The sequence below is a fragment of the Streptomyces sp. A012304 genome (assembly GCF_026008495.1).
Classification (GTDB): Bacteria; Actinomycetota; Actinomycetes; order Streptomycetales; family Streptomycetaceae; genus Streptomyces.
In genome coordinates this window covers 111,490-134,122 of the sequence record NZ_BQUN01000001.1, presented here as the reverse complement: position 1 = coordinate 134,122, position 22,633 = coordinate 111,490, and the positions used below count along the sequence as shown (strand labels likewise).

Annotated in this window: 15 protein-coding genes; 7 read left to right on the top strand and 8 right to left on the bottom strand. The window is 70.6% G+C overall.

The genetic code is table 11. The annotated features are described in order from the left end of the window. Nucleotides 1-421 precede the first annotated feature (421 nt). Both ALMP_RS00580 and ALMP_RS00575 read left to right on the top strand, forming a co-directional pair. Nucleotides 422-814 carry a hypothetical protein gene (locus ALMP_RS00580; RefSeq protein ID WP_264923846.1) on the top strand — a complete coding sequence of 131 codons (393 nt, stop codon included), beginning with the start codon at nt 422-424 and terminating at the stop codon, nt 812-814. Nucleotides 815-889: 75 nt separating this feature from the next. Beyond that, on the top strand, nt 890-1,579 hold the full coding sequence (locus ALMP_RS00575) for a hypothetical protein (RefSeq protein WP_264923845.1): 690 nt from the start codon (nt 890-892) through the stop codon (nt 1,577-1,579). Nucleotides 1,580-1,634: 55 nt separating this feature from the next. On the opposite strand, the gene ALMP_RS00570 is transcribed toward ALMP_RS00575, so the two are convergent. Beyond that, entirely contained in the window at nt 1,635-2,825 is a 1,191-nt protein-coding gene (locus ALMP_RS00570; RefSeq protein WP_264923844.1) for a cytochrome P450, read from the bottom strand. A gap of 717 nt (nt 2,826-3,542) precedes the next feature. Between ALMP_RS00570 and ALMP_RS00565 the strand changes: the two genes are divergently transcribed. Then, nucleotides 3,543-5,075: a serine/threonine-protein kinase gene (locus ALMP_RS00565; protein ID WP_264923843.1), complete on the top strand. Its 1,533-nt coding sequence runs from the start codon at nt 3,543-3,545 to the stop codon at nt 5,073-5,075. A 175-nt stretch (nt 5,076-5,250) separates the two neighbouring features. On the opposite strand, the gene ALMP_RS00560 is transcribed toward ALMP_RS00565, so the two are convergent. Beyond that, nucleotides 5,251-6,207: a transcriptional regulator gene (locus tag ALMP_RS00560; RefSeq protein WP_264923842.1), complete on the bottom strand. Its 957-nt coding sequence runs from the start codon at nt 6,205-6,207 to the stop codon at nt 5,251-5,253. 413 nt (nt 6,208-6,620) lie between these two features. Here ALMP_RS00560 and ALMP_RS00555 point away from each other — a divergent pair, with 413 nt between their 5' ends. Both ALMP_RS00555 and ALMP_RS00550 read left to right on the top strand, forming a co-directional pair. Then, entirely contained in the window at nt 6,621-6,896 is a 276-nt protein-coding gene (locus ALMP_RS00555) for a hypothetical protein (RefSeq protein ID WP_264923840.1), read from the top strand. A 696-nt stretch (nt 6,897-7,592) separates the two neighbouring features. Further along, a complete protein-coding gene (locus ALMP_RS00550) occupies nt 7,593-9,245 on the top strand; it encodes a hypothetical protein (protein WP_264923838.1) in 1,653 nt (550 codons plus the stop codon). Nucleotides 9,246-9,288: 43 nt separating this feature from the next. Here ALMP_RS00550 and ALMP_RS00545 read toward each other — a convergent pair whose 3' ends face one another. The 6 genes from ALMP_RS00545 to ALMP_RS00520 all read right to left on the bottom strand — a co-directional run bounded on the left by ALMP_RS00545 (nt 9,289) and on the right by ALMP_RS00520 (nt 19,638). Continuing rightward, a complete protein-coding gene (locus ALMP_RS00545; RefSeq protein ID WP_264923837.1) occupies nt 9,289-9,420 on the bottom strand; it encodes a hypothetical protein in 132 nt (43 codons plus the stop codon). Nucleotides 9,421-9,480: 60 nt separating this feature from the next. Continuing rightward, the gene (locus ALMP_RS00540; protein WP_264923836.1) at nt 9,481-13,092 is read right to left on the bottom strand and encodes a DEAD/DEAH box helicase; all 3,612 of its coding nucleotides are present in this window, start codon (nt 13,090-13,092) and stop codon (nt 9,481-9,483) included. Further along, nucleotides 13,089-13,895: a DUF1837 domain-containing protein gene (locus tag ALMP_RS00535; RefSeq protein WP_264923835.1), complete on the bottom strand. Its 807-nt coding sequence runs from the start codon at nt 13,893-13,895 to the stop codon at nt 13,089-13,091. Before ALMP_RS00535 ends, ALMP_RS00540 begins: the two co-directional genes overlap by 4 nt. Nucleotides 13,896-14,167: 272 nt before the next feature. After that, nucleotides 14,168-15,451 carry an SWIM zinc finger family protein gene (locus ALMP_RS00530; protein ID WP_264923834.1) on the bottom strand — a complete coding sequence of 428 codons (1,284 nt, stop codon included), beginning with the start codon at nt 15,449-15,451 and terminating at the stop codon, nt 14,168-14,170. Then, complete coding sequence (locus ALMP_RS00525; protein ID WP_264923833.1) at nt 15,448-18,321, bottom strand: DEAD/DEAH box helicase; 2,874 nt, start codon at nt 18,319-18,321, stop codon at nt 15,448-15,450. Before ALMP_RS00525 ends, ALMP_RS00530 begins: the two co-directional genes overlap by 4 nt. A 327-nt stretch (nt 18,322-18,648) precedes the next feature. After that, nucleotides 18,649-19,638: a TnsA-like heteromeric transposase endonuclease subunit gene (locus tag ALMP_RS00520; protein WP_264923832.1), complete on the bottom strand. Its 990-nt coding sequence runs from the start codon at nt 19,636-19,638 to the stop codon at nt 18,649-18,651. Between the two features lie 123 nt (nt 19,639-19,761). Between ALMP_RS00520 and ALMP_RS00515 the strand changes: the two genes are divergently transcribed. Further along, nucleotides 19,762-20,427 (top strand): hypothetical protein, encoded by a 666-nt coding sequence (locus ALMP_RS00515; protein WP_264923831.1) that lies wholly within the window; start codon nt 19,762-19,764, stop codon nt 20,425-20,427. Nucleotides 20,428-20,777: 350 nt separating this feature from the next. After that, nucleotides 20,778-22,595, top strand: coding sequence for a helix-turn-helix domain-containing protein (locus ALMP_RS00510; RefSeq protein ID WP_264923830.1), 1,818 nt, complete (start codon nt 20,778-20,780; stop codon nt 22,593-22,595). The last annotated feature ends 38 nt before the right edge of the window (nt 22,596-22,633 follow it).

Here is a 22,633-nt window from a genome sequence, read left to right as displayed (position 1 = left end):
CTGTCGGTGCAGCGCCCCGTCACGCACGAGCCGCAGCGCGGCACACACCAACGCCGTTTCCACCGCCGTCGCGTCCAACTCTTCGGGCTACTAGGGATCTAGGGCCCAGGAGAGCAGCCCTGCATTCGGTAACGCTCTGTAGTCAATCCGCTGCACAGGGTTTCCTTCTCCCTATCGTGATCCTGCCTTGCACCCCCGGCCATGTCAACTAAAGTACACAGCAACGAGTTCCCGACTGAGTGAGAGACCGATACGTGGTGGTGTGCAGTCTTGAGCAGGTTGGCTCACGGGCCATGTCCGGTCATTCCTGCCAGTGCTGAGGCGCAGCCGCCGCCCCTTGGCGGAGAGACTCAGTGCCCTCATGGCCAGCCGACGGGACGCCAACGGCCGTACGTTGTCGTCTCGCACACTGTCTGCTGCCGTGGACGCGTTGCCAGGCGATCACCCGTCGGTGTCTCACGCTGCCATCGCCAAGTTGGCCAAGGGTTCGCAGGACAACCCGACTGTGGGCACCATCCTGGCGCTGTGCGAAGCTCTGGGCGGCGTGCCACCCGCATACCTTCTGCCGCACGAGAGCTACGGCGATCTGAGGGCACTGGAGGCGTTCGAGGACCCTAAGGCGCGTCGCATTCTGGCGTTGCTGAACGGCCTTCCGCCCGATGAGATGCAGAACGTCATCGCGGACCTGGAACGGCGTCGAGAGGACCTCGGCCTGGAGCCGGTGCCGGACGACGAGGCTCAAGGCAAGCCTCAGCGGCGCCGGAGCATGGACGACGCCGCACGGTATGCGGCAGATTCACTGGAGGGGCTGTAAGTGGTTGACGGCATAGTCTTCGGGACGTGCACAGTGGCCGGACTGGTGGTCACCGCGCTCTGCACACGGAGGGCTGTGGGCAATCCGCGTGTCTCCACATGGGCGATCGCCCTCGCCTTCGGGGTGTGCACGCTGGGCGTCCTGTGCGCCGTCCCCTCGGTGGCCGACGCGCTGCAGAACATCACCGGCCTCCACAACGCCGGCAAGCTGGTGGCACACATCTGTGCGGTCTTGTGGTGCGCTTTCCTCCAGATCACGATGGTGGATCTGGCGTACCGGCCCGAGTATCTGAAGGCCGCGATGTTCCAGCGCGGCTTCGCAGCCGCAGTAGAACTCGCGATTCTCGTGCCGCTCTTCCTGGCCGCGAACCGGCCCGACGTCGAGTTCACCACCGAGTACGTCAACGACCCGAAGGTCGCCGCCTACTTGCTGATCTACCTCTCCTACGTCCTGGTCACCTGCGGTGAGCTCGCGTTCATGTGCGGCAGGACGGCTTGGCGCAACTGGGGCATCAGACCGTGGAGCAGCGCCGGCTTCGCCTTGTCCTGCGTCTCGGCGGCCCTCGGCCTGGCGTACGCGTTCTCCAAGGGCTCGTACATCATCTTCTACACCCTGGACAATCCATGGCCGCTGGAGGCTGAGGAGGTCGTCAGCCCCACGCTGAGCGGACTGGCCGTGCTGTTCCTCTTCTCCGGACTGACGCTCCCCATGATCGGCTCCCTGCGTGAGCGCCTTCGCCAGAAGAAGGCTCTGGCCGGGGAGTAGCTAGCTGCCCGGCCCCGCACGGCTCCGGGCAGCGGCGTTTTCGACAGGTGTCCCGTCAGGACGAGTGCCTGGTGGCCCGGTAGCGCACCGGCAGGTCGAGGAGGCCACGGGCGCGTAGCGAGGGCCGCCACCGTGGTTCCTCCCCGGTGAGCTCGAGTTCCTCGAACCGTTCCAGCAGTGCGGCCAGGGCGATCTCGGTCTCGGCTCGTGCTAGGGGTGCGCCCAGGCAGTAGTGGATGCCGTGGCCGAGCGCCAGGTGCCCGGCGGCATCGCGGCCGAGATCCAGGCGGTCTGGGTCCGGGAAGCGGTCCGGGTCGCGGTTGGCGGCGGACAAGGAGAGCAGGACGGTCTCGCCTGCCGGAATCCGGATGCCGCCGATCGTCACGTCCTGGGTGGGGAAGCGCCGGATGGCGAGCAGAGCCGGGCCCTCGTAGCGGGCGAACTCCTCGACGGAGGCGTGTATGCGGGATGGGTCCTGCCGCAGTACGGCCATCTGCTCGGGATACTGCAGCAGGGCCAGGGTCGCGTTGCCGATCAGCTGGACGGTGTTCTCATATCCTGCGAAGAGGATAAGGAAGGCCAGGGACATCAGCTCGTCCTCGGTGAGCCGGTCGCCCTCCGCGTCCCGCACGGCGATCAAGTCGGAGAGGAGGTCGTCGGCCGGCTCGCGCCGCTTGTGGGCCATGAGTTCCTTGAAAAAGCCCAGCATGGCCACGATGGCCTCTTTGGCGGCCTGAGGACGGCCCGGATCTGGGGCGATCAGCGCCGTCGTCCAGCCGCGGAAGTCCCGCCGGTAGCTGTCCGGGACACCGAGAAGATCACAGATCACGGTGATCGGCAGGGGGGCCGCGTAGGACGCGATCAAGTCTGTGGTGCCCTGCTCACCGAGAGCGTCCAGGAGCCGGTTGGCGGTCGCGCGAATCGGCGTGCGCAACTGCTCGACCCGTCGCTGAGTGAAGGCCCGTCCGACAAGCCGACGCAGACGGGTGTGGTCGGGAGGATCCATGTTCAGGAGGTTGGCGTCCAGGGCCGGAGGCAGTGACAGCCCGCGGTAGTTGCCCTCACGCGCATGTGTCTTGTCCAGCGACAGGCGCGGATCAGCAAGGGCGGTGCGGACATCGTCGAACCGGGTGACGAGCCACGCAGGTTGCCCATCTGTTCCCGTGATGCGGTGCACCGGAGAAGTGCTCCGCAGCCGCTCGTAGACGTCGTATGGGCGGGTCATCAAATCGTCCGCAAGATCCATGCGCCCACCCTAGGACGCTGCTCTCGCTCGGCCCCTTCCGGGCTCGATCCCGCTCACCGGACAACGCTCCCGCGGGCTGCGGCCGGTCCATCCACCGCTTCCCATGCCTCCACCCGTCCCAGATGGCGGTCACGTCCGGCCATTGCCCTGGGGCGAGGGCTACACACCCCGCTACCAGCATGCTGGGCGATGCCGTCCAGCTCGGCCTGCGAGCGCAGACCCGGCCCCGTTCGGCCTGTTCGAGGAAGACTCCGGGAAGTCGGCCGGACCGGACCTGGCAATGCCATCAGATCCCAGACTTCCTCCCCCGGTGATCAGTTCGCCGCCGCCCTGCCGCACGTGGGCTTGCCGCAACTGCGCCTGCCAGAAGTGGTCGCAGCCTCGACCGAGGGGTCGGCTCAACGAGCGCAGCAACGATGGGTCGGCCGTCACACTGTCTGGCCCACGATGGAGTTGCCGACTGACACAACCGCACTTCCTCGACCGAAGCAGCGACTCCCGTTGACCGCCTCCCGCCCGAACTTCTGTCGCCTACGGGCTGTTTGTGCCGATATGGAACACTGGTCCAGCGGAGACAGTCCGGTCCACTACGGACGCCCGACAGATGGGGCGTCGGCGGTCGTCCGGGAGCTGCCGCGGCGTGCACGCATCATGCCCGGCGGCTGTGTCGTCGCGCCGCCCGGGCTGCGGGACTGCTGTCGCCGGAAAGGGAATGTGGTGGTCAGGGGCACGCGGCTGGTCGGCCGCTACGTGCTGGGCGAAGTCCTGGGCGCCGGCGGCATGGGTGTGGTCCACCGGGCCCTCGACGTCCGGCTTGGCCGCGAGGTCGCGATCAAGGTGGTCGACCTGTCCGCGGCTCCGGAGACCGACCGTGCCCGGTTCGAGCGCGAAGCCTTGGCCGTAGGACGGCTGCACAGTCCGCATGTCGTCACCGTTCACGACGTCGGTGAGGACGTCACCGGGGGCAGCCGGGTCGGCTTCCTGGTGATGGAGCTGCTCGAAGGCGTCCCACTGCAGGCAGTGCTGGCGAACGGCTTGCCGACGGTGGAAGACGTGGTCGCATGGGGTCGGCAGATGTGCCGCGGTCTGCGCGACGCGCACGCTGCCGGGGTCGTACACCGGGACGTCAAGCCGTCGAACGTGATGCTGTCGCCGCACGGTACGGTCACGCTTGTCGACTTCGGGATCGCACGAATGTACGCCGCCGACGAGACGCTCACCCTGCCCGGCAGGGTAGTGGGGACCCCGGCCTACATGGCGCCCGAACGGTTGCGGGGAGAGTCTTCGGACGCGTGGTGCGACCTGTACTCGCTGGGGTGTGTGCTGTACGAACTCCTCACCGGCCAACCGCCGTTCGGCCGGGGCGTGCCCCGGCCGAACTCGCCGCGGCCGCTGCTGCTGCCGCTGCGGACGGTACGCCCCGACGTGCCTGTGGCCCTGGAGGCCCTCGTGCTGGAGTTGCTGTGCCTCCATCCGGGCGGCCGCCCCGATGCCGCGGAGGCCGAGCGGCGCCTGGCCGCGGTCCTGGAGCCGCTTCCGCAGGGCGCATCGGTGGCGGGAACCGCAGTGTGGGAGGCAGTGACGCAGACGGCGCCCCGCCGAGTGAGCGCGGCAGCACCGCCCGCCACTCCCCTGCCCCGGCCGGCCGCCGCAGCGCCGGGTCCGGCGTCTTCAACCGTTCCACCGCCACGGCTCGCCGGTCCTGCGTGCGATGACGGCGGGGGGTGGTCTGCGCTGGCGGGAGCTGCCGGACTGTGGGGGCAGCTGTCGCTGCTCACCGGGATGCCCGGGTGGGCGGCGGCGGCCCTGGCCGCGGTAGCGGGCGTAACCCTGTGGGTCCTGTGCGGGCCGCACGCCAAGGACGAAGCCGCCTCTGGTGGAACCGTGCTGATGGCTCTGGCGGCAGACGGCGTGCTGAGCCTGTACTTGGCGTTCTGGTCGCGAACGCCGTGGTGGGTCGCGCTGACCGTCCTGGTGGTCGCGGGTCCGGTGCTGCTCGGGGGGTGCACGCTGATCGGCAGACTGGTCTCCCGGTTGATCGTCGGCCAGCGGGCTCAGGTGGAAGCCGGCGCCACGGCGGGTATGGCCAACGCGGCGGTGCTGGTTGTTCTCACCGGGCAGTTGCCGGTAGCCGCAACCGTGACGATGGGTATCGGGGTCTGGTTGCTGGTCGCACTTGTCGCCGCGGCCCCGGGACTGCTGCCGAAGCCCCAACGACGAGCTGGACGAAGCAAGGCGGCTTGCCTGTAGAGGCGGCCGCGAGGCCACAGCGACGAGTAGGACCCGCGAAAAGCACCGCGACGGCTGCCGGCGATGGAGGCGAAGCGATATCCGCCCACCCGAGCATGTGCTCCCTTCCGTCCAGAATCCCAGGTACCCAGCGGCAGATGCCCGGCCAGGGAGTGCGTGTCGGGAGGTACGGAGGTCAGATGGGGGACACCATCGTGCGCTGCGCGTAGTCGCGCAGGCCCTGCAGATTGGGGCGCAGCTCGACGACCCGGTCGGTCAGCGCGCGCACCGATGGCCGGCGGGCCTCCAGCGGAGCGGCAAGTTCGACGATGCGCAGTTGAGCGAAGGCGCCCGCCGTGTCGCCGAAGTCGAGCAGGGCACGGGCGGTGTCGGTGGCAGCGCGGGCGCGTCGCTCGGCGGTGGGCAGGTGGGCGGGGCGCAGTAGGCGGCTGTGGGCCAGAGCCGTGTCAAGGTCGCCGAGGTGGCGGTAGATCCCAATGCGATACAGGTTGCACTGGCCAGCGGTCAGCTCCCGGAGGCGGCCGGCGGTGAGCGGGTGACGGTCGAGGCGGTGGGCGATCTGCTCGGCCTGGGCAGCGAAGTCGCAGGCGGTGGCGGCCCGCTGGGCCTGGGCGGCGGTGTAGGCGGCGGTGAGCGCCGTCATGCCTGCCGCCTCCAGCTCGGCGTATGTGGGCCGGGGGGCAGACGTCAGGTGGGTGTGCGCCTCGTGGAGCAGGAGCAAGGCTTCGTCGGTGCGGCCGGTGCGGCGCAGCGGGGTCGCCGCCGCACGGGCGGCGGCGGCGAGCACCACCGGGTTGCCGGAGCGGCGGGCGGCCGTGCCGGCTTGTTTCGCATAGTCACCGGCGGCCGCGGTGCGGCCCTGCTTGGCGGCGAGCTGTGAGGCAAGCACCCGAACGTCGGCGGCGCGGACGGCGCCGGCTGCGCTCTGCTCGATGCTGGGCTCGGCGGCGGCCAGGAGCGACGGCAGCGTCTCGTCAAGCCGTGTATAGGCGCTGGCAGTGAACAGTCGGCGGGCCGCGGCGACGTCGGCGGCCGACAGCCGCGGCGCCGGAGCTGCCACTGCCGACACCGGGGCGGTGAAGAAGCCGGTCCCCAGGGCGACTCCCGCTGCCAGCATGCTCCGTCGCTTCATACCGGACTCCTCTCGTCCTTTGTCCCCGTCGACGGCCCACTGCGGCGTCGTCATGACGCTACGGCCAGCGAGACGGTCCGAGAAGGGCGCACGAGTCGGCCGTACGCGCCCCGTCGAGCCTGTGCGGGGATGGGCGGGGCCAGCCGTGACTAGTCGGTCGGCTCCTCATTGAGCGCTCGCCGCGTCCGGCACCGAGACCTACTCGGGCAGCAGGATCACGGCATCGAGGGCTTCGGAGGTGAGGGGGGATCTCTTCGAGGAGGCACTCGCCGCGGTCGGCCTTCCCCCACGGTGTCCCACAGGCCGGCACTATCGACTCCGGACCTATTGTTCCGGGATTCCGCGACTCGCTGGCCGCCCGGGGGGCCGCACCTGCATGCTCGTCGGCAATCACATTTCCGGGGAGGCAACCAGTGCTGCAGATCGACCAGCGTGAAGCGCTCGCACGCTACGAGCAGGAACTTGTCGAGGAGCAGCGCCGCCGGAAGGAGAGGGAACGGGAGCTGTGGGAGCGGATCACCGCTGCGACGCCGTTCGACCTGACTGTGCGGACGGACACCCACTCCAAGCTGGACGCCCCCTTCGGCACGCCGCAGCAGCCATCGACCTGCTCACCGGAGCCCGCCGACAGCACCCGGCCGGGCGGGCGCTCTGCGAAGGCATCACCCACACGAACCTCATGGCCCTGAGCGAACCCGTCGACGCCCACGCGACGGGCCACCGCTGCGTCCACGCCGCAGCGGTGGCCCGGCCCTCCAGCGGGCCCGAACCACCGACCAAGAAGGAGCGCCAGGAGCTCGAGAGAGTCGAGGCCGGAGCCGTGTTCACCGTCGAGCACCCCCAGGGGCGCGAGATTCGGGACGCCAGCGAGCAGAGCCGGAGCCCCGGCGGAGACTATGGTCGGGAGGTGACCGCCGTGATGAAGCGGTTGCACGCCCGAGGCTGGGTCGTGAGTGACGCCGAGACAACCGATTCCCCGTGGGGCGGCCGCAGGTGGCGGTGGAACCTGACGAGTCTCGGAGCTGCCGCACTCGCCATCCCCGCCGTGCCTCGGTGGGTGGAAGCTGCGCCGAGCGCGCCCACCGCAGCATGAGGTTCCCATACCCCGCTGACACGCGGGTGGCGGTCGACGAGCTCGAGGACGATGCTGCGGATCGCGGGATGGTCCCGTACTTCTCGGGGCCGGCCAGCCTTGTATGCGACCTGCAGGCTGCGAGCGGTCTACTCGCGCCGGCCCAGCGCGGTGATGCGACAGCCAGCAGCTCGAACAGCAGCTAGCAGCTTCCGGCACTGGGCGGTGGCCGGCGCGGCGGTTACGGCGCTCGCGCCAGGCCACACCGGCTTCCGCATCTGGGTGGGTGCCAAGCGCCCCGTAGAGTGCCGACGTGACTCCCAACGTGTCCCGTATCCAGCGCCTGGCTGGATTCTTGGAAGACGAGTGCCGCCGACGTGGGGTTGACCTTGTTCCCGGACAGGCCGGTCACGTGCTGCGCCATCAGGCCCGGGTGGTGGCTGCCGCACTGCACATCAGCGAATCGTGGGCCCTGCGTTCCTACCTTGATGAGGACGCGGTGCGGGGGCTCGCGGCGAATCTGGTCCGTGAGGTGAATGCCGCTCGCCCTGTGCGGGAGCTGGTGCTGGACGTCTTGGCGAAGGTCGGCGGCTGGGCGAGGGACGATCGCCGGGCACGCGATTGCGCCCACCCGCAGAGGCCGGCGGAGGGCCCTGAACTGGGACCGGCGATCGTCGCGGGCCTGCGGGCACTGGCGTCGGTGGCGGCACAGCAGATGGCGTGGGATCTGTACACGGACGCCGTGCGCCTCGGAGACCAGCCCTACGCCTACTACGCCGACGAGCGGGACGGTGTGCTTCTGCGGCTGCCGCGGGTGTGCGACGGGATGGATGCCAGCTGGCGGCTGCGGTTCGCCGGGATTCTTGATCAGGTGGCCCAGCAGCTTCGAGCCGGCACCGAATTCGTCCCGGTCTGCCACGCCTCGACGGTGGCGCTCGCTCTCGCTGTGTCCGCGGCTCCCGAGCTGATGGACGACATGGACGACATGGACGACTACGAGGCTGCGGAGTCCGTAGGGCTTGGCGAAGGCTGGTCACCTCGTACTGCGGACCTGCAGATCGGTAGAGCGCTGAGGGCGATCGCCTGGAACAGTCCGGCGTTGATCGCCTACGACCCGGAGATGACCTACAGCCTGGAGCCCTCCACCAATGGCATTCACGGCCGCGATGACCTTCGCCCCGAGGCCTGGTTCACGCCGTTCACCGATCTCGTGCCGGGGCCGCCATCACCTCCTCATTGGGTGGTCGATGTCCTGGCCGGCGGGCTTCCTGCCCGCGAAGACCCGCCGCCTTTCGGCGCAGACGAGGCGGAGCGTGCGGCGCTGGTCGACCTGGCGACCGGCATCGTCGAGCGGGAGGCCGCATGGGGGCGCCACTGCGACAACTCCGGTGGCGTGGAGGAGGCACCGGTGGAAGCTGTCGTCCTGCTGCGCCCGCAGCAGCTGGATTACATGACGCGGAAGAGGGCCCGGTCGGAGCAGCAGGCTCTGGTTGTCGAGCAGAACGGGCGTCTCGTGGAGTCTGCCGCTGTGCGCTACCAGGTCGAGCACGACCTGGACGACGACCGCGACATGTTCGACCCGCTGTGGTCGCCTGCCGAGCAGGACGCGGCACCGCTGTGGGCGATCACGCTGACGCTGGAGGACTTCTCCGGCACGTCGGCGCTGCTGGAGCGGCTGCCGCGCCAGGGCCTCGGCAGCCCGTATGACGGCGGAAACAACTGGCAGTTCGCCTCTTCCGCCCAGCTAGCCGACCGGATCGCGGGCGCCGCCTTCTCACGGCCGGTCGACGGCGTCATCGTGCACGCACCGGAGAGTCACGGAGACGGGGTCCACGCAGCGCAGGCCTGGGGGTTGGTCGTCACCCGCAGCGGCCACACCTTCTGCACGGGCTGCGCTTCATGGGGAGTCGAGGCGGCCCATCACAGCCTGATCACCGCACTGGCGCAGGCACTGACACAGCCCTGAGGAAGACGCGCAGTGGCAGGCGGCGTACGGCCAGGGCGGCAGGTTATCCGAGGCGGAACCCGAACCCGCGGTCGGGGTGTGGCGCCTGGTCCTCCCTGAACGGCTCGAACCACTCGTCGGGGGCAAGGTTCACCAGCCCCATGGCCTGGTGGATGCCGTTGTCTGGGGCTTCCATGCCGTCCCGGCCGGGATGGCCGCCGCCGGGATCGGGTTCCCCCGCCCGGGCGGGGGCTGGTCACCGCGATGTGCGCCTTCTGCGGTCTTCCGGCGCTGGGCTGATGGTGATGGCGAGCTCGATCTGGTCGTGGTCGGCCAGCTGGCCGGTGTCGGCGAAGGGTTGGGGGTCGGTGTGCAGGACGGCGGTGACCAAGGGGACGGGCCGCTCGTCGAGGGCCAGCGCGAGCGGCCGGGCAGTGGCCTTGGCGATCCAGCCAAGGGGGAGCCCGCTGTGCTCGACCCGGATGGCGTTCGGGTCAGCCGGGTTGCTGGGGTCTCGTACCAGGTCGAGAGGGGTTCCCGCCGAGAGTCTGGCGAGAAGCCAGACATTGTTGGCGTGCCGGACGCCGCGCAGGGGGGTGGTGAACGTTCCCCGGCCGCTGAGGATGGTCTTCTGGACTGTGCGGGGGCTGCGGCGCTCGGTGCTGCGGATGAGCAGGGCCGCGATGCTGGGGGTGGTGATGGCGGTGATCTCGTCGGTGGTCAGGTCGGCGAGCCAGCCGGTGAAGTCGGAGAAGGACGGCTCGGGTACGGGGCAGCGTGCGGCCAGGTTGATCGCGGCGCTGCGCTGGTGGATGCCGAGGCTGGCGGCGTAGCAGGCGGGGGCGGTGTCGACGCCGTACTTGAGCATGGCGGGCAGGGTGGCGAGGGGGCCTTCGGGTGTGATGCCGTGGCGGGTCTCCAGGATCTGCAGGATCGAGGAGACGGCCCAGGCCAGGTCTTGGGTGATCACCTTGTCGATGTAGTCCGAGGTGACGGTGATGTCCTTGGCTGCGAGGAGCAGCTGGTAGTGGTGGTGGATCTCCTGGAGCGTCCAGCCGGCGATCCAGTCGCCGGCGAGAGGGACGACCGCTCCGATCGGCCGGTTCTTGTCGGTGGCGCTGCGGCGGAGTTCTTGGATGGTGGTGGCGGCGGTCAGGACGGTGTCGCGCAGGGCTGGCCATGTCGCGGGGGCGAGGAGGCCGGGGTGTTCGGTGAGGGTGTTCGCGACCTGTTCGGCGGCGGTGATCGCGTCGAGGCCGCCTTGCAGGCTCAGTCCTGTGCGCAGGATTGCCGCGCGGGCGGCCGGGTCGGGGAGCTGGCGGGCGAGTGCGGCGACTCGGCGGGCGGTGAACCGGGCGAGCGGTTTGAGGGACCAGTCCTGGGCGCCGATCTGGTGGCCGCCCAGGGTGTGTGCGAGCAGGTCGTGCGCGGCGTCTTCCAGCAGGTGCTGGTCGGGGGTGTCGACGACCTCTTCGGCGAGCATCGTCAGGAGTTGGAGCTCGAGTTCCTGCGCCCAGTCGGTGAGTTCTTCCTGCTCGGGGTCGGGCAGGTCGATGTCCGTCAGGTTCTGTCCGGGGGTGGGGCGGACGCCCAGTCTCGTGATGGCGAGGCGGTAGTAGAGCGCGCCGATGGTGGACAGGACCGCTTCGATGTTGCCCTTGTCGAGGTAGCGGCGCTGCAGCTTCTGGGCGTCCTGGGCGTCCTTGGCGATGAGGACGACGTGGCCCTCGGTCTCCTGGAAGGCGCGGCCGGCACGGCCGGCAGTATTCCAGAACTCGCGGACGCCGATCTGCTCCTGGTTGCGCCAGGTGCTGTGCACCAGGACGGTCTTGACCGGCAGGTTCATGCCCTGGGAGAGGGTGCTCGTGGCGCACAGTACGCGCAGTGCGCCGTCGCGGTAGGCGCGTTCCAGCAGGTGCCGGACGGGCTGGGGCACGGTGCCGTGGTGGTAGGCGATGCCCTGGGTCACCATCACAGCGAGCTCGTGCTCGGCGCCGAGGTGTTCGGCGATCCGTTCCGAGAGCGCCAGGCGCTGGTCCCGCTGATTTCGCGCGCCGAGCACCGGGGTGTCGGTCTTGTTCAGTGCCGTGTGCAGGGCGCGTGCGGCGGCCTGCGCGTAGGCGGGCTGGGTGGTGGAGATCAGGACCGGGCCGAGGCGTTCGAAGTGCAGCGCCAGCGAGGCCGCGACGTCCTTGAGATCGCGCGGGAACAGCCGGGTGCGGGTGAGGCGGCGGGTGAGGACCCTGGGGACGAAGAAGTCTCTGCCCTGAGCGGTGCCGTAGTGGATGCTGCCGGTCTGTCCGTCCTTCTCCTGTCCCTGCCAGGAGAACACCCCGGTGCGTAGCTGGGAGGGTGACCAGTCGATCTTGGCGTGGTTGGTGCCTTCCGCAGTGGGCTCCAGCCAGCGGGCGATGTCCTCGCCGTTGGGCAGGACCGCGGACAGCAGGACGATCCGCGCCTGAGGGGTGGTGCGGCGGATCCGGGTGAGGACCATCTCCAGACGCAGGCCGCGGGCGGAGCGGTCGATGGAGTGACCTTCGTCGACGAGGACCAGGCGCAGCCGGCTCGCGAGTTCGGGGGTGTTGCGCAGGAGCAGGTCGAGTTTCTCGGTGGTGACGACGAGGACGTCGGTGTGGTCCAGGAGCTGGTTCTCGTAGCGGACGTGTTCGGCGCCGCCGAAGAGGGAGGAGACGCGCAGGCCGACGAGTTCGAGGCTGGCGGCAAGGTGGCGTTCGACCTGGGCCGCGAGCGCGCGGGTGGGCACCACGTAGACGGCCAGCGGCGGATCGAAAAAGCGCAGGATCAGGCCGAAGGGGTTGCCGTCGGCCTCGCCGGTGTCGGCGAGGGCGTGGAGGATGGCCCATTCGGCGATGTGGGTCTTGCCCGCGGAGGTGGGCATGGTGACGGTGAGATTGTGGGCTTGGGCGTCGAGGAGTCCGGCGTCCAGGGCGGTGCGCTGGGAGGGCCAGACCTGGGTGAGCGGGCGGTCGGAGACGATTAGGGCCTTGAGGTAGCGCTCCCAGGTCCTTGACCAGGTGGAGGCGCGGCGCAGCAGGAGCCACGGGGAGGTGGCGACGATGTCTTCGACGGCGTGGGCGAGGGAGTCGACCAGGGTCCAGGTGTCCACAACGGAGGCCTGGAGGAGGATGGTCGCGGCCTGCTTCAGGTCGGTGATCGCGGCGCGTCCAGCCGCGCGGTCGCCGGTGCGCCACAGGGTGGCCAGAGAGCGGGCCGAGCGGCCGACGAGGCCGTAGGCGGCCAGCACGGCGAGGTCCGCCTGCTCGGCCCGGCCTGCGGCGAGCGCGGCGGTGAGTGCGTGGCCGAGGCGTGGGAGTTCGCTTGCTGCAGCGGCGCCGAGCTGGGCGACGGTGTCGATGTCGCGTTGCAGGATGGCGCCGGCGGCCTCGGCGATCCGGTAGGGGGCGGCGGCGGTCAGTCCCTCGGGACCGGGGATGTCCCCGAAGGTGAACAGCTCGCCGACCTCCTTTTGGAAGGTGCGGGCGATGGCGGTGGCGTTGGCCTGGTAGCCGGCCAGGCTCCACATGGTCGCCGAGATCGCGAGCAGTTCGATCCGTGTCTCCGGCTCGTTCGCCTGCGCGGCGAGGTCGGCATAGGCCTGGGCGATGTCCGGCAGCGGCCCCGGGTCCGTGCGGCGCTCGCGGGGGGTGCGGGCCAGTTGCCCGAGCCGGGCGAGGGAGAGGCCCCGGCGCAGTGCAGCTGGGTCGTAGGTGTAGGCGGCTGTGCCCTCGGTGCTGATCTGCTCGGCCAGGACGTGGGAACGCAGCTGGCCGCGCAGGCGGGCGGACGCCTCTCCGGTGGCCAGTGCCTGGTCGCCCAGGCGCCGCATGGTCCCGTCGCCGTCCCTCACGCTGCTCCCGCCGTTCCGTTGTCCTTGCCGCGGCTCGTGGTGGTGCCGGGGGCTGTCTCTGCCGCGTCGTAGACGCGGCCGACGAACTCCTTGAGGTCGTCGATCGTGACGACGGTCAGCTCGGTGCGCTGGGTCACCATCGCGCCGAGGCCGGTCACGATGTCTTCTTTCCACGATCCCGCGTCGTGGACGAAGAGCATGTGCCGCTCCACCTGGCGCCGCCCCGGATCGCGCAGCAGCGCGCCGAGTCGGCGTACGAGGAACGCCTGCCCGCGGTCGTTGCAGCGCGCCATGAGGAAGTGGATGCTCTCGTCCAGCCTGTCCAGGACCTTCTCCAGGCTGCTGTACGCCTCCTCCCCGACCCGGTTGTCCCGGGAGGCGCGGGTCTTCACCTCCGGCACGGCGATCGCCGGAGGGTCCTGCCGGAAGCGGAACGCCAGCACGTCCGTGCCCTGCACGGCCTGGGCCGGGGTCTGCTTGTAGCGCAGTTTCAGGACCGGGACGCACCACCGGCGCACCCTGCGGTAGAGGGCGCCGGTGATGATCTCTCCGAAGTCCCCGTGCCTGATCTTGCGGTCCGTGGGGAACTTGTTCGTCCGCAGGTAGCCCGCGACGTCCGGGGCACCCAGGTCGTCGAAGACGTTGGCGAGCTCGTTGGGAGCCAGGTAGTTGCGCATCACCTCGTGGCCCAGCCGTTCAACGAGCTCGTCGTCTTCGATCAGCCCTTCGTCGGCGAGCATCTGGTACTCCAGCAGCCCGTCTGGTTGGTCCACGGCCTGCGGCCTGAGCCACTTGTCGAACACGCGCCCTTGCCTCTCCCCCGGCGCCACGCCTGGTCGGCAAGCGCACCTGGGGCAAGGCTAGGCCAGTGTGCATGCCATCGGTCTCCATTCCTGGGACGCTGGCGGCCGATGGAGTAGCAGTCATCTCGGGTGCGCAGCAGCAGCGCGGCTGCTGCGCGGAGTCTGCCCCGTCCCACGACGACGGTAGCCGTGCCGGTCGCGGCGCCGAGCACGGCGCCGACGGGCGCCGCACGCGGCTGTGGTCCGGACGTGCTCGGCCCGTGGTGCACCAGCTACTCAGCCATCGGCTCGAGCAGGTCGCTCAGCACAGTCGTGACGTCCCGGTCTGGGAAGCCGGCCGGCCACCACGTGCCGTGCTTCTTGCGGTAGGGGTACCAGAGGTGCCCGCCGATGCCCAGGCGCAGTTGGGCGTCGTGCCCGCTCACGGTGAGCCAGTTCCCCGTGATGCGTATCGCCGGGGCCCGTGATGCACCCCAGGCCTGTTTGATCTCCTCGCGCACGGCACGGAGGTAGGCCGGGTCCGGATTCCATGCCGTGTCGAGGATCTCCATGGCCGCGGCCCCGCCGTACTGCCAGGCGCGGGCGGCCCGGGTGAGGGAGGCAGGGGTGCGGTGCGCGCTCCAGCACAGCCGGGTGAAGATCTCGGCCGGCGGTGTGGCGGCGGCGAGGCGGACGAGGTCGTCGTCGGTGCTGAGGGTGGTGGGGGCGAGGTCCTGCGGGTGTGCTGGGGAGGGCGCGAGGGCCTGGTTCAGCATCTGGCGGGCGCGGGTGGCAGTGTCGGCGGCCAGGAACCGCAGGGCGGCCGGGTCGAGGCCGGGTGCGGGGGCGACCTGAGAGGTCAGTTCGGGTACCTGGCCGGGGCGGTCGACGGGTGGTGGCGGTGCGGGCAGCGGCGGGAGCCCGGCGCGGGCGGCCGCGAACACCTTCCGGGCGGGCACGCCCGGCGGTGACGGAGCCGGGTTGTGGGCGGCGTTGCGCCGGTGGAGGTCCGCCATGAGTTCGCTCTCGCCGCGTCCGCGAAGGAGGAGCAGGACAAAGGGGTCGCGGTCGAGGAGCCGGGCGACCTGGTAGTAGAGGGCGGCGGCGTGCTTGCACGGCTCGCCCCAGTCGGGGCACGAGCAGCTGGGGGTCAGTTCGTAGGGCCGGGGCAGGAGGCGCACACCGGCTTTGGCTGCGGTGTCGGCAAGGGTGGTGGGCATGTCGCGGTCAAGGAGGGCGGCGAGGTGGCCGGCCTGGGCGGCGGCCGCGTCGAGGAGGATGTCCCAGGCGCCCTGGGTAAGGGTGGGGATGTCCATGGAGGTGCGGTAGGGGCGGGGTTGGCTGCCTTGTACGTGGGCGGTGGCGCGGCCGGGGGTGACGGTGATGGGGCCGACGTTTCCGGCGCGGGCGTAGGTCCGGCCGCGGGCGAGGCGCCCGGTCGCGGAGCGGGTCGGGCCTTCGAGAGCTTGGACCCAGGCGTTGCCCCACCAGGATTCGGCGAAGGAGCGGCGGCCTCGGGCGGTGGGCAGGGGCGGGAAGTCCCGTCGCCGATCGTCGGGGGCTGGTGTGGGGGTCATCGGCGTGCCTGCTTCAGCTGGACGAATTCGGCGAGTTCGGCGTCGCTCAGTTCCGTGAACGCGCTCTCTGCGCCGCCCAGGACCGCGTCCGCCAGAGCTCTCTTGGTTTGAAGGAGTTCGGCGATGCGGTCTTCGACGGTTCCTTCGGCGATCAGCCGGTGGACCTGGACGGGCTGGGTTTGGCCGATGCGGTAGGCGCGGTCGGTGGCCTGTTCTTCGACGGCGGGGTTCCACCAGCGGTCGTAGTGGATGACGTGGCCGGCCCGGGTGAGGTTCAGGCCGGTACCGGCGGCCTTGAGGGAGAGCAGGAACACCGGGACCTCACCGGCCTGGAAGGCGCGCACCATCTCCTCGCGGCGGGCCACGGGGGTGGCGCCGTTCAGGAACTGGACGGGGATGCCCCGGCGGGACAGGTGGTCCTGGATGAGGTGGCCCATGGTGACGTACTGGCTGAAGACCAGGACGGAGCCTTCCTCGGCGAGGATGGTGTCCAGCAGTTCGTCGAGGAGTTCCAGCTTCCCGGACCGGCCGGCGGTCTTCGCTGCGGAGGGCTCTTCCTTGCGGAACTGTGCGGGGTGGTTGGAGATCTGCTTCAGCGCGGCCAGGAGTTTGAGGACCAGGCCGCGGCGGGCGATGCCGTCGCTCTCGCGGATCGCGGCCATCGTCTCGCGGACCACCGCCTCGTACAGGGTGACCTGTTCCTTGGTGAGGGTGACCGGGTGGTCGGTCTCGGTCTTGGCCGGCAGTTCGGGCGCGATGCCCGGGTCGGACTTCTTGCGGCGCAGCAGGAACGGGGCGACGAGCGCAGCGAGGCGGCCGGCCGCCTGGGGGTCCTGGCCGCTCTCCGCGCCGCGGGCGTACTGGTCGCGGAACGTCTTCAAGGGGCCCAGCAGCCCGGGCGTGGTCCAGTCGAGCAGGGCCCACAGTTCGGAGAGGTTGTTCTCGACCGGGGTGCCGGTGAGTGCGACCTTGGCCCGGGTCCGCAGGGTGCGCAGGGCTTTCGCGGTCGCCGAGAACGGGTTCTTCACGTGCTGTGCCTCGTCCGCCACGACCAGCCCCCACAGGGGCTGTGCGAGTTCGGTCGCGCGCAGGCGCATGGTGGCGTAGGTGGTCAGCACGAAGCCCTCGCCGGCGTCGGCCAGGGAGCGCTTGGTGCCGTGGTAGCGGCGGACGGGGGTGCCGGGTGCGAACCGTTCGATCTCGCGGGCCCAGTTGCCCATCAGCGAGGTCGGGCAGACCACCAGGGTCGGCCCGGTGGTCGCCGGGTCCTGCATGCGGTGCAGGTGCAGGGCGATGAGGGTGATCGTCTTGCCGAGGCCCATGTCGTCGGCGAGGCAGCCCCCCAGGCCGAGTGAGGTCATCTGGTGCAGCCAGGTCAGGCCCCGCAGCTGGTAGTCGCGCAAGGTGGCGTCCAGGGCGGCGGGCTGCGGCACTGGCGTCCGGCGGGCGGCGGCCTCGGGGTCGGCGAGGCGCTGTTTCAGCTCCGCCAGCCAGCCTCCTGCGGTGACCTCCACCCGTTCGCCGTCGATGTCCGCGCTCCCGGCCAGGACGGTGCCCAGCGCCTGAACGGGGGTGAGGTCGCGGGCCTTGCGGTCCTGGGCGCGGGCCAGGACGGCGGGGTCGATGAGCACCCACTGGTCGCGCAGCCGTACCAGGGGGCGTTTGGCCTCGGCGAGGCGTTCCAGCTCGGCCGGGTCGAGTTCCCGGCCGCCGAGGGTGATCTGCCAGCGGAAGGAGAGCAGGGCGTCGGCCGAAAGCAGGGACGGCAGGTCGGATGCGGTCTTCTCGGCCGGTTCGACGACGGCGCGGGCCAGCAGCTGGCGGGCCAGTTCCTTGGGCCAGTGGACCTGAACGCCCGCCGCCGCCAAAGCAGCGGCGCCGTCGCCGAGAAGGTCGGACACCTCCGCATCGGACAGGGCGAGTTCGGCAGGTACACGCATCTCAAGCAGACGCGCCAGCGGCGGCCAGGCGTGGGCGGCACGGCCCAGGGCCAGGAGCGCCTCCGCGCGGTCCGACTGGCCGAACGGCGCGGCCACGTCCGACTGGCCGGCCCAGACTTCGCGGGCGTCGGCGACCACGGCCTCGGCAAGGTGGTGCAGCTGGACAACCGCCCGCACCGCTTCCTGCGCGCCGTCGTCCTCACCGTCCCAGGGGTAGCTCCCGTCGCCCGGGCCGGGCAGTTCGATCCGCAGGGATACCGCGGTCCCCGCGTCGATGCCGGCTGCGACACCGGCCGCCCACTCGCGCTGATGCGGCACCTTCTGCGGGGCGGTCGCGGTCCAGGCCTCGTCGCCCGCGGCGAGCGGGCCCGCCGGAGTGCGGGCCAGGACATCGGCGACCGCGTCCAGAAAACCCCGCAGCAGCGGCTCGGCCGCTGGCAGCTCCAGCGGTGCCACGTTCTCGGCGGGCACCGCCCGGGCCTCGGGTGGCATCGCGGCCGCCAGCTCCCTGATCCGCGCCATGTCCTCTGCGTCGTAGGGGCCGATCCGCCACGCGTCGAACCCGGCGGGGCTCACACCGGGCAGCAGTCGGCCCCGGGCCAGCAGCTGCAGGGCGAGCACGGTGGCCGCACCCCAAAACGCGGCCGCCGGATCCGCGCCCGGCATCCGGCGTGCCTGGGTGAGAACCTCCAGTGCCTCGGCCACCGGCATCACGGCGGCCGGCACTTCTCGCCGGCGTACCGAGGTGCCGTGGGGGCGCACCACACTCAGAGACTCTCCAGCCCCTGGTGGAACCGCCGCGTCCCGGCGCCAGAACGCCACACGCCCATCTCTGGGAGGATCCGACGGGATGAACACCGCGGCGCACTCGGCCAGTGCAGTCATCCGCGCCGCCGGCGGCTCGGCCGGACCACCGTCGGTCTTCGTCATGGCTGACGGTACGGATCCCACGGACTGCAGCCTCCCCTGCTCCTTCACCGCGGGCCACAAGGGCCGGGCCCCGCGCCCGCTGAGCGTAGCGGCGAGACGAGACGGGGCGGACGGGAATGCAACCACCCCACCCCATCGAGCGGCCTGCCCCTCCGTAAACCCCGTCACCACCATGACTTGTGTCTGACATCGGCCGTGGCCGGGGCCACCGTGACGGACACCAAGAGGAGTCGCTCGGCTGCCCCTGGGCGACGGCCGAGACTCGAGCAACGCGGTGCCTGAGTCGGGATTCCGTACTAGCCGGTGGCGCCCGGCTGGGTATGCCAATCAGCGGGGCGCCGTGAACGGCTGGGCCGGAAGAAGCGGGCGCTGGTAGGCAGTGGGAAGAGCGGTCGCCTTCTCGGCGAGATCGTGGCGGCTGAAGCTGCGTTCGCCTTGCCCGAACCCGGAGGGGTCCAGACCGACGACAAGCTCGTCGCCCTCGCAGCGGACGATGGTGCCCCGGTCGTATCCGAGGATCAGGCGGGTCCCGACCTGCCACTGGTCCGGTGCGGGCCTGCGGGCCGCCGCGTCGGTACGCAGGTGGGTGCCGGTGGTGATCGGGCGGTGAAGGTCGGTGGTCAGGTCGCCCCACCACAGCAGGTGCTGGATCACGGCCCGCACCATGGGCTGGGGCATCTTCTCGTGGGTGAGGTTCTCCTCGACTGCGTGGATGGGGAGTTCCGCGTCGGCGCACAGGGCGAGGATGGGTCCGATCAAAGCCTGCTGGACCGGGTGCATGGGCCGGCAGAAGCCCCCCAGGGCCTTGATGTTGGTGTAGTGCTGTGCGTCCTTGGGGCCCGTCCACCACTCGTAGGTCCAGCCCCGGGCGTTGACGACTTCCTCGGCCCAGTCCAGCACCCGCTCCGAGGGGCACAGCTCACCGGCCGTCGGAGAGCTGTCGATGAGGGTGATCGTGCCGTCGCTGCTGATCAGCATCAGGTCGGGAATGTAGCCCGCCTTGCCGGGGCCTTGTTCGGCGCGGAGTTTGAACGGCTGGCCGATCATGGACCGCACGGTGGGGTCGAAGTCCGCCAGTTCCATGCGTTCCCAGATACCGTCCGTGGCCACCGGATTCTGGCCGGTGCTGATCGCGGCATAGATCCCGAGGTCGAGTTGCTCGCCACGGTAGGTGAGGTGGCGCCGCCAGGGTTGTGCGCGGACCAGGTCGTGGACGTCGACGTCGGTGACGGGCATCCACTGTGCCGGTCGCCCTTCCTCGAACCGCAGTCCGATCTCTACGCCGTCGAGAATTTGGTGCGCCCTCGTTCGTGTCACCGTTTCATGCTGGCAGAGCCGGTTTTGCGTTGCGTGGTGCTTTACCGAATCCACGGTGCAGGGCTTTGCCCTTTCTCGGCCTACGCACGCAGAAGGTGCTTTCAGCGGCCCTAGAATCCGGGCATGAACGCCGAGACCGCCCACACCATCAATCCGTCGGCCGAGGAGGCGTGGCGCCTGGTCGGCCACTACCTGCACCGGCTGTCGCATGAGCTCCCCGAGCAGTGGCGGCTACGCGATCATGAGGCGTCGCAGTGCCGCGAGCGGGTGTGGTCGCTGCCCACCGAGAACGGGAACGACGCGCAGGTCGCGTTGTGGCTGCGACTGTCCGACACCGAGGTGCCCTGTGACGATCCCGGGTGCGCGGCGCGCGAGATGTACCTGACGAGCGACGGCAGCGACAGTGTGCCGGCATCCGGCCCGCTGCCCGCGTTCGCCCGGCGCGACGGATTCGGCTACTTCGAGTACCGGACGCATCCGCACCACAACGGGTGGGCCTGCAGCATTGACCCGGTCTCGGTGACCTGGATGTCGACGGCGCTGGCCCTGTATGGCGGGTACATGCGCATCAACTGGTTCGACATGGGCGGCGCGGACTCGATGGCAGCGGGGCACTCCCTGTGGGAGGTCTCCGCCCACCAGGTCCGTGAGATCAGCCGCTGGACGGCCATCGCCGGGCCCGACGGTGTCCACGACGAGGGGCCGACCAACCCGGGCACCACGCCCGTCCTCCCACTCCCGCCCGAGGTCGAAGCCAAGCTCAAGGCAGCCGCGGAAGCCCGCCGCTGACGCGTCCCCGGCGGGCGGGAGCGGGTATGTCGAATGGAAGATGAGCGACATCCGGCCTGAGGTGGTGTTCCCGGCCGCGGTGGCGACTGCGGATTTGCGGGACCCGCGATTCGCCACTGCCGTCCCCGCGACCGTGGCGGAGGCGCTCGTCCATGCCCGCCTGACGACCGAACATGCGGTCACCTACGCCGAGCGGGCCGCAGACGAGGTCCGGTGGGAGAACGAGCGCCCTCTGGCAGTCAGCACGCCCACTACACCGCGGCGCGTGCTCGCGGGCATGTGCGCGGACAGCGCTCGTGAGCATGTGCAACCCGGCCGCAGAGCCTGGTGCTGCGATGGATACTGCCGGGGTGCTGAACGATCTGAAGAGCGCCCTGGCCGCGCTGGAGGCCCACCGACCTGGCTCTCTGCTCGGCCTGCGCGAGACGCAGTGGCTCGACGCGAAGAGCGGCCCGTACCATCTGGCGGACCCCAGGGCGGTCGAGGAGCTCACGAAGGACGTCTCGGCGTTCGCCAACGGGGGCGGCGGGGTCATTATCGTCGGCATCGCCACCCGCCTCGAGCACGACGAGGAGGTTCTGGACCGCATCGTCGGCCTCGACGCGACCTCGGTGAACGTGGACCAGATCCGCAAGCTGATCCGCCAGCGGATCACCCCCACTCCCCGCGGCGTGCGCGTCGGATGGTCTGGTGCCGACGGCGAGCGGGTGCTGTTCATCGAGGTCCCCGCGCAGGCTGCCGACACGCTCTTCGTCCTGCCGGCCCCGGTGGGCAAGCCCGGTGCACCGCGCCCGGACACCGTCGCGGTGCCGATGAGGGACGGGGACAGCACGCACTGGCTGCCGCGGGCCGAGATTCAGCAGCTGCTCTCCGCCGGCATCCGCGCCTCCGGCATGCCCACTGCCCAAGCCCTCACCGAGCTTGTACGGCAGGCCGTTTCCGAAGCCGGACCCGGTGCTGGGCTGCGGGTCGGCCAAGGGCTGCCCGACCGTGAGCGGGAGATGAGGGCGGCCTACGAGCAGCTCGTCGACGCGGGGCTGGGGGAGCCGACCGGGGAGGCATGGGCGCAGGGCGCGGCCGTGCTGCAGGATCTGCGGCACGAGGTCGATGGCGAACCAGGCTGGGTGTTGTGCCTGGTGCCGGGGCGTCCCGCGGTCGCCGTTGCCGAGCCGGTCTGGCAGGCGATCGTCGAGACCGGCCGGCGGGCTCCGGGCGGTCGGGATCCGCTTGCGGCCGTCGGCTTCCCGCGCGCTCCTGCGGGCACGAACGCTCCGTGGGTGCTCCCGGCCGACGCCCGGCGCGTGGACCTCGACGGCGGAGCGTGGGGTCCGGGCCTCTTGGCGTGCTCGGGGCGTGGCGTGTGGCGGTGGCAGCCGCTCCCCCGCTTCAGCCTGAACCAGGGCCGCTCTGCCGACATCGGCACTGCCGGCCAGACGCCGGCGCTACGCCTGCGGGCGCTGGTGAACCTGCCCTGGGCCGAGGTGAGCACGCTGGAGATCAGCAAGTCCCGGCGTACGCAGCTGGAGCAGATGCTTCCGCACAGTGCGCTAGCGGGTGCGGTGACACTGCTGTCCCGCCGTCGGGGCGCCGAGCTGCCCGCCGCTATCTGGGAGCGGGGGCCTTTCGGTAACTCAGGCCGGTCGGCCGGATACACGTGCTCGATCGCCGGGCCCGACGGCGGCGCGGCTGTGAAGGCCTCCGTCATGCTCGCGCTGCCCACCACGATGGAGTCCACCGTCGTCGCCTGCGCGGACGTCCTGATCGAGAGCGCGGAGGCGTGGTCGGCGGCCCTCGGCCCCGGATGGGACACGCAGTTGGGTCTCGACGAGGTCCAGGCCGTGCTGCTCGCCGCGTGGGAGACGGCCGCCGAGCTGCTGCCCGAGGCCGTGGGCGACCCGGCCGCGCTGTCGTGGGCCGCCCCTCCCACGACCGAGCTGCGGATCACGTGCGAACAGCCCGCTGACAACGGCGTCCGGCCGGCCCTGGACACGCTCGTCGACCTGACGCCGCTCGGTCCGAACGACGGCGGCTCCAGGTCGCAACTGGCCGTCGCCGTCACCGCGGCGCCGGCCATGGACCGCGCCGAGCGACAGCGTCTGCTGCGGGAGGCACTGGTGCACATGGCCCACGCGTTCGGGTACGTCGACGCCGAGGTGGATCTGCTGTAGGGAGGAAGCCTCGGCCTGCTCTGCCAAGGGTTGTGGCG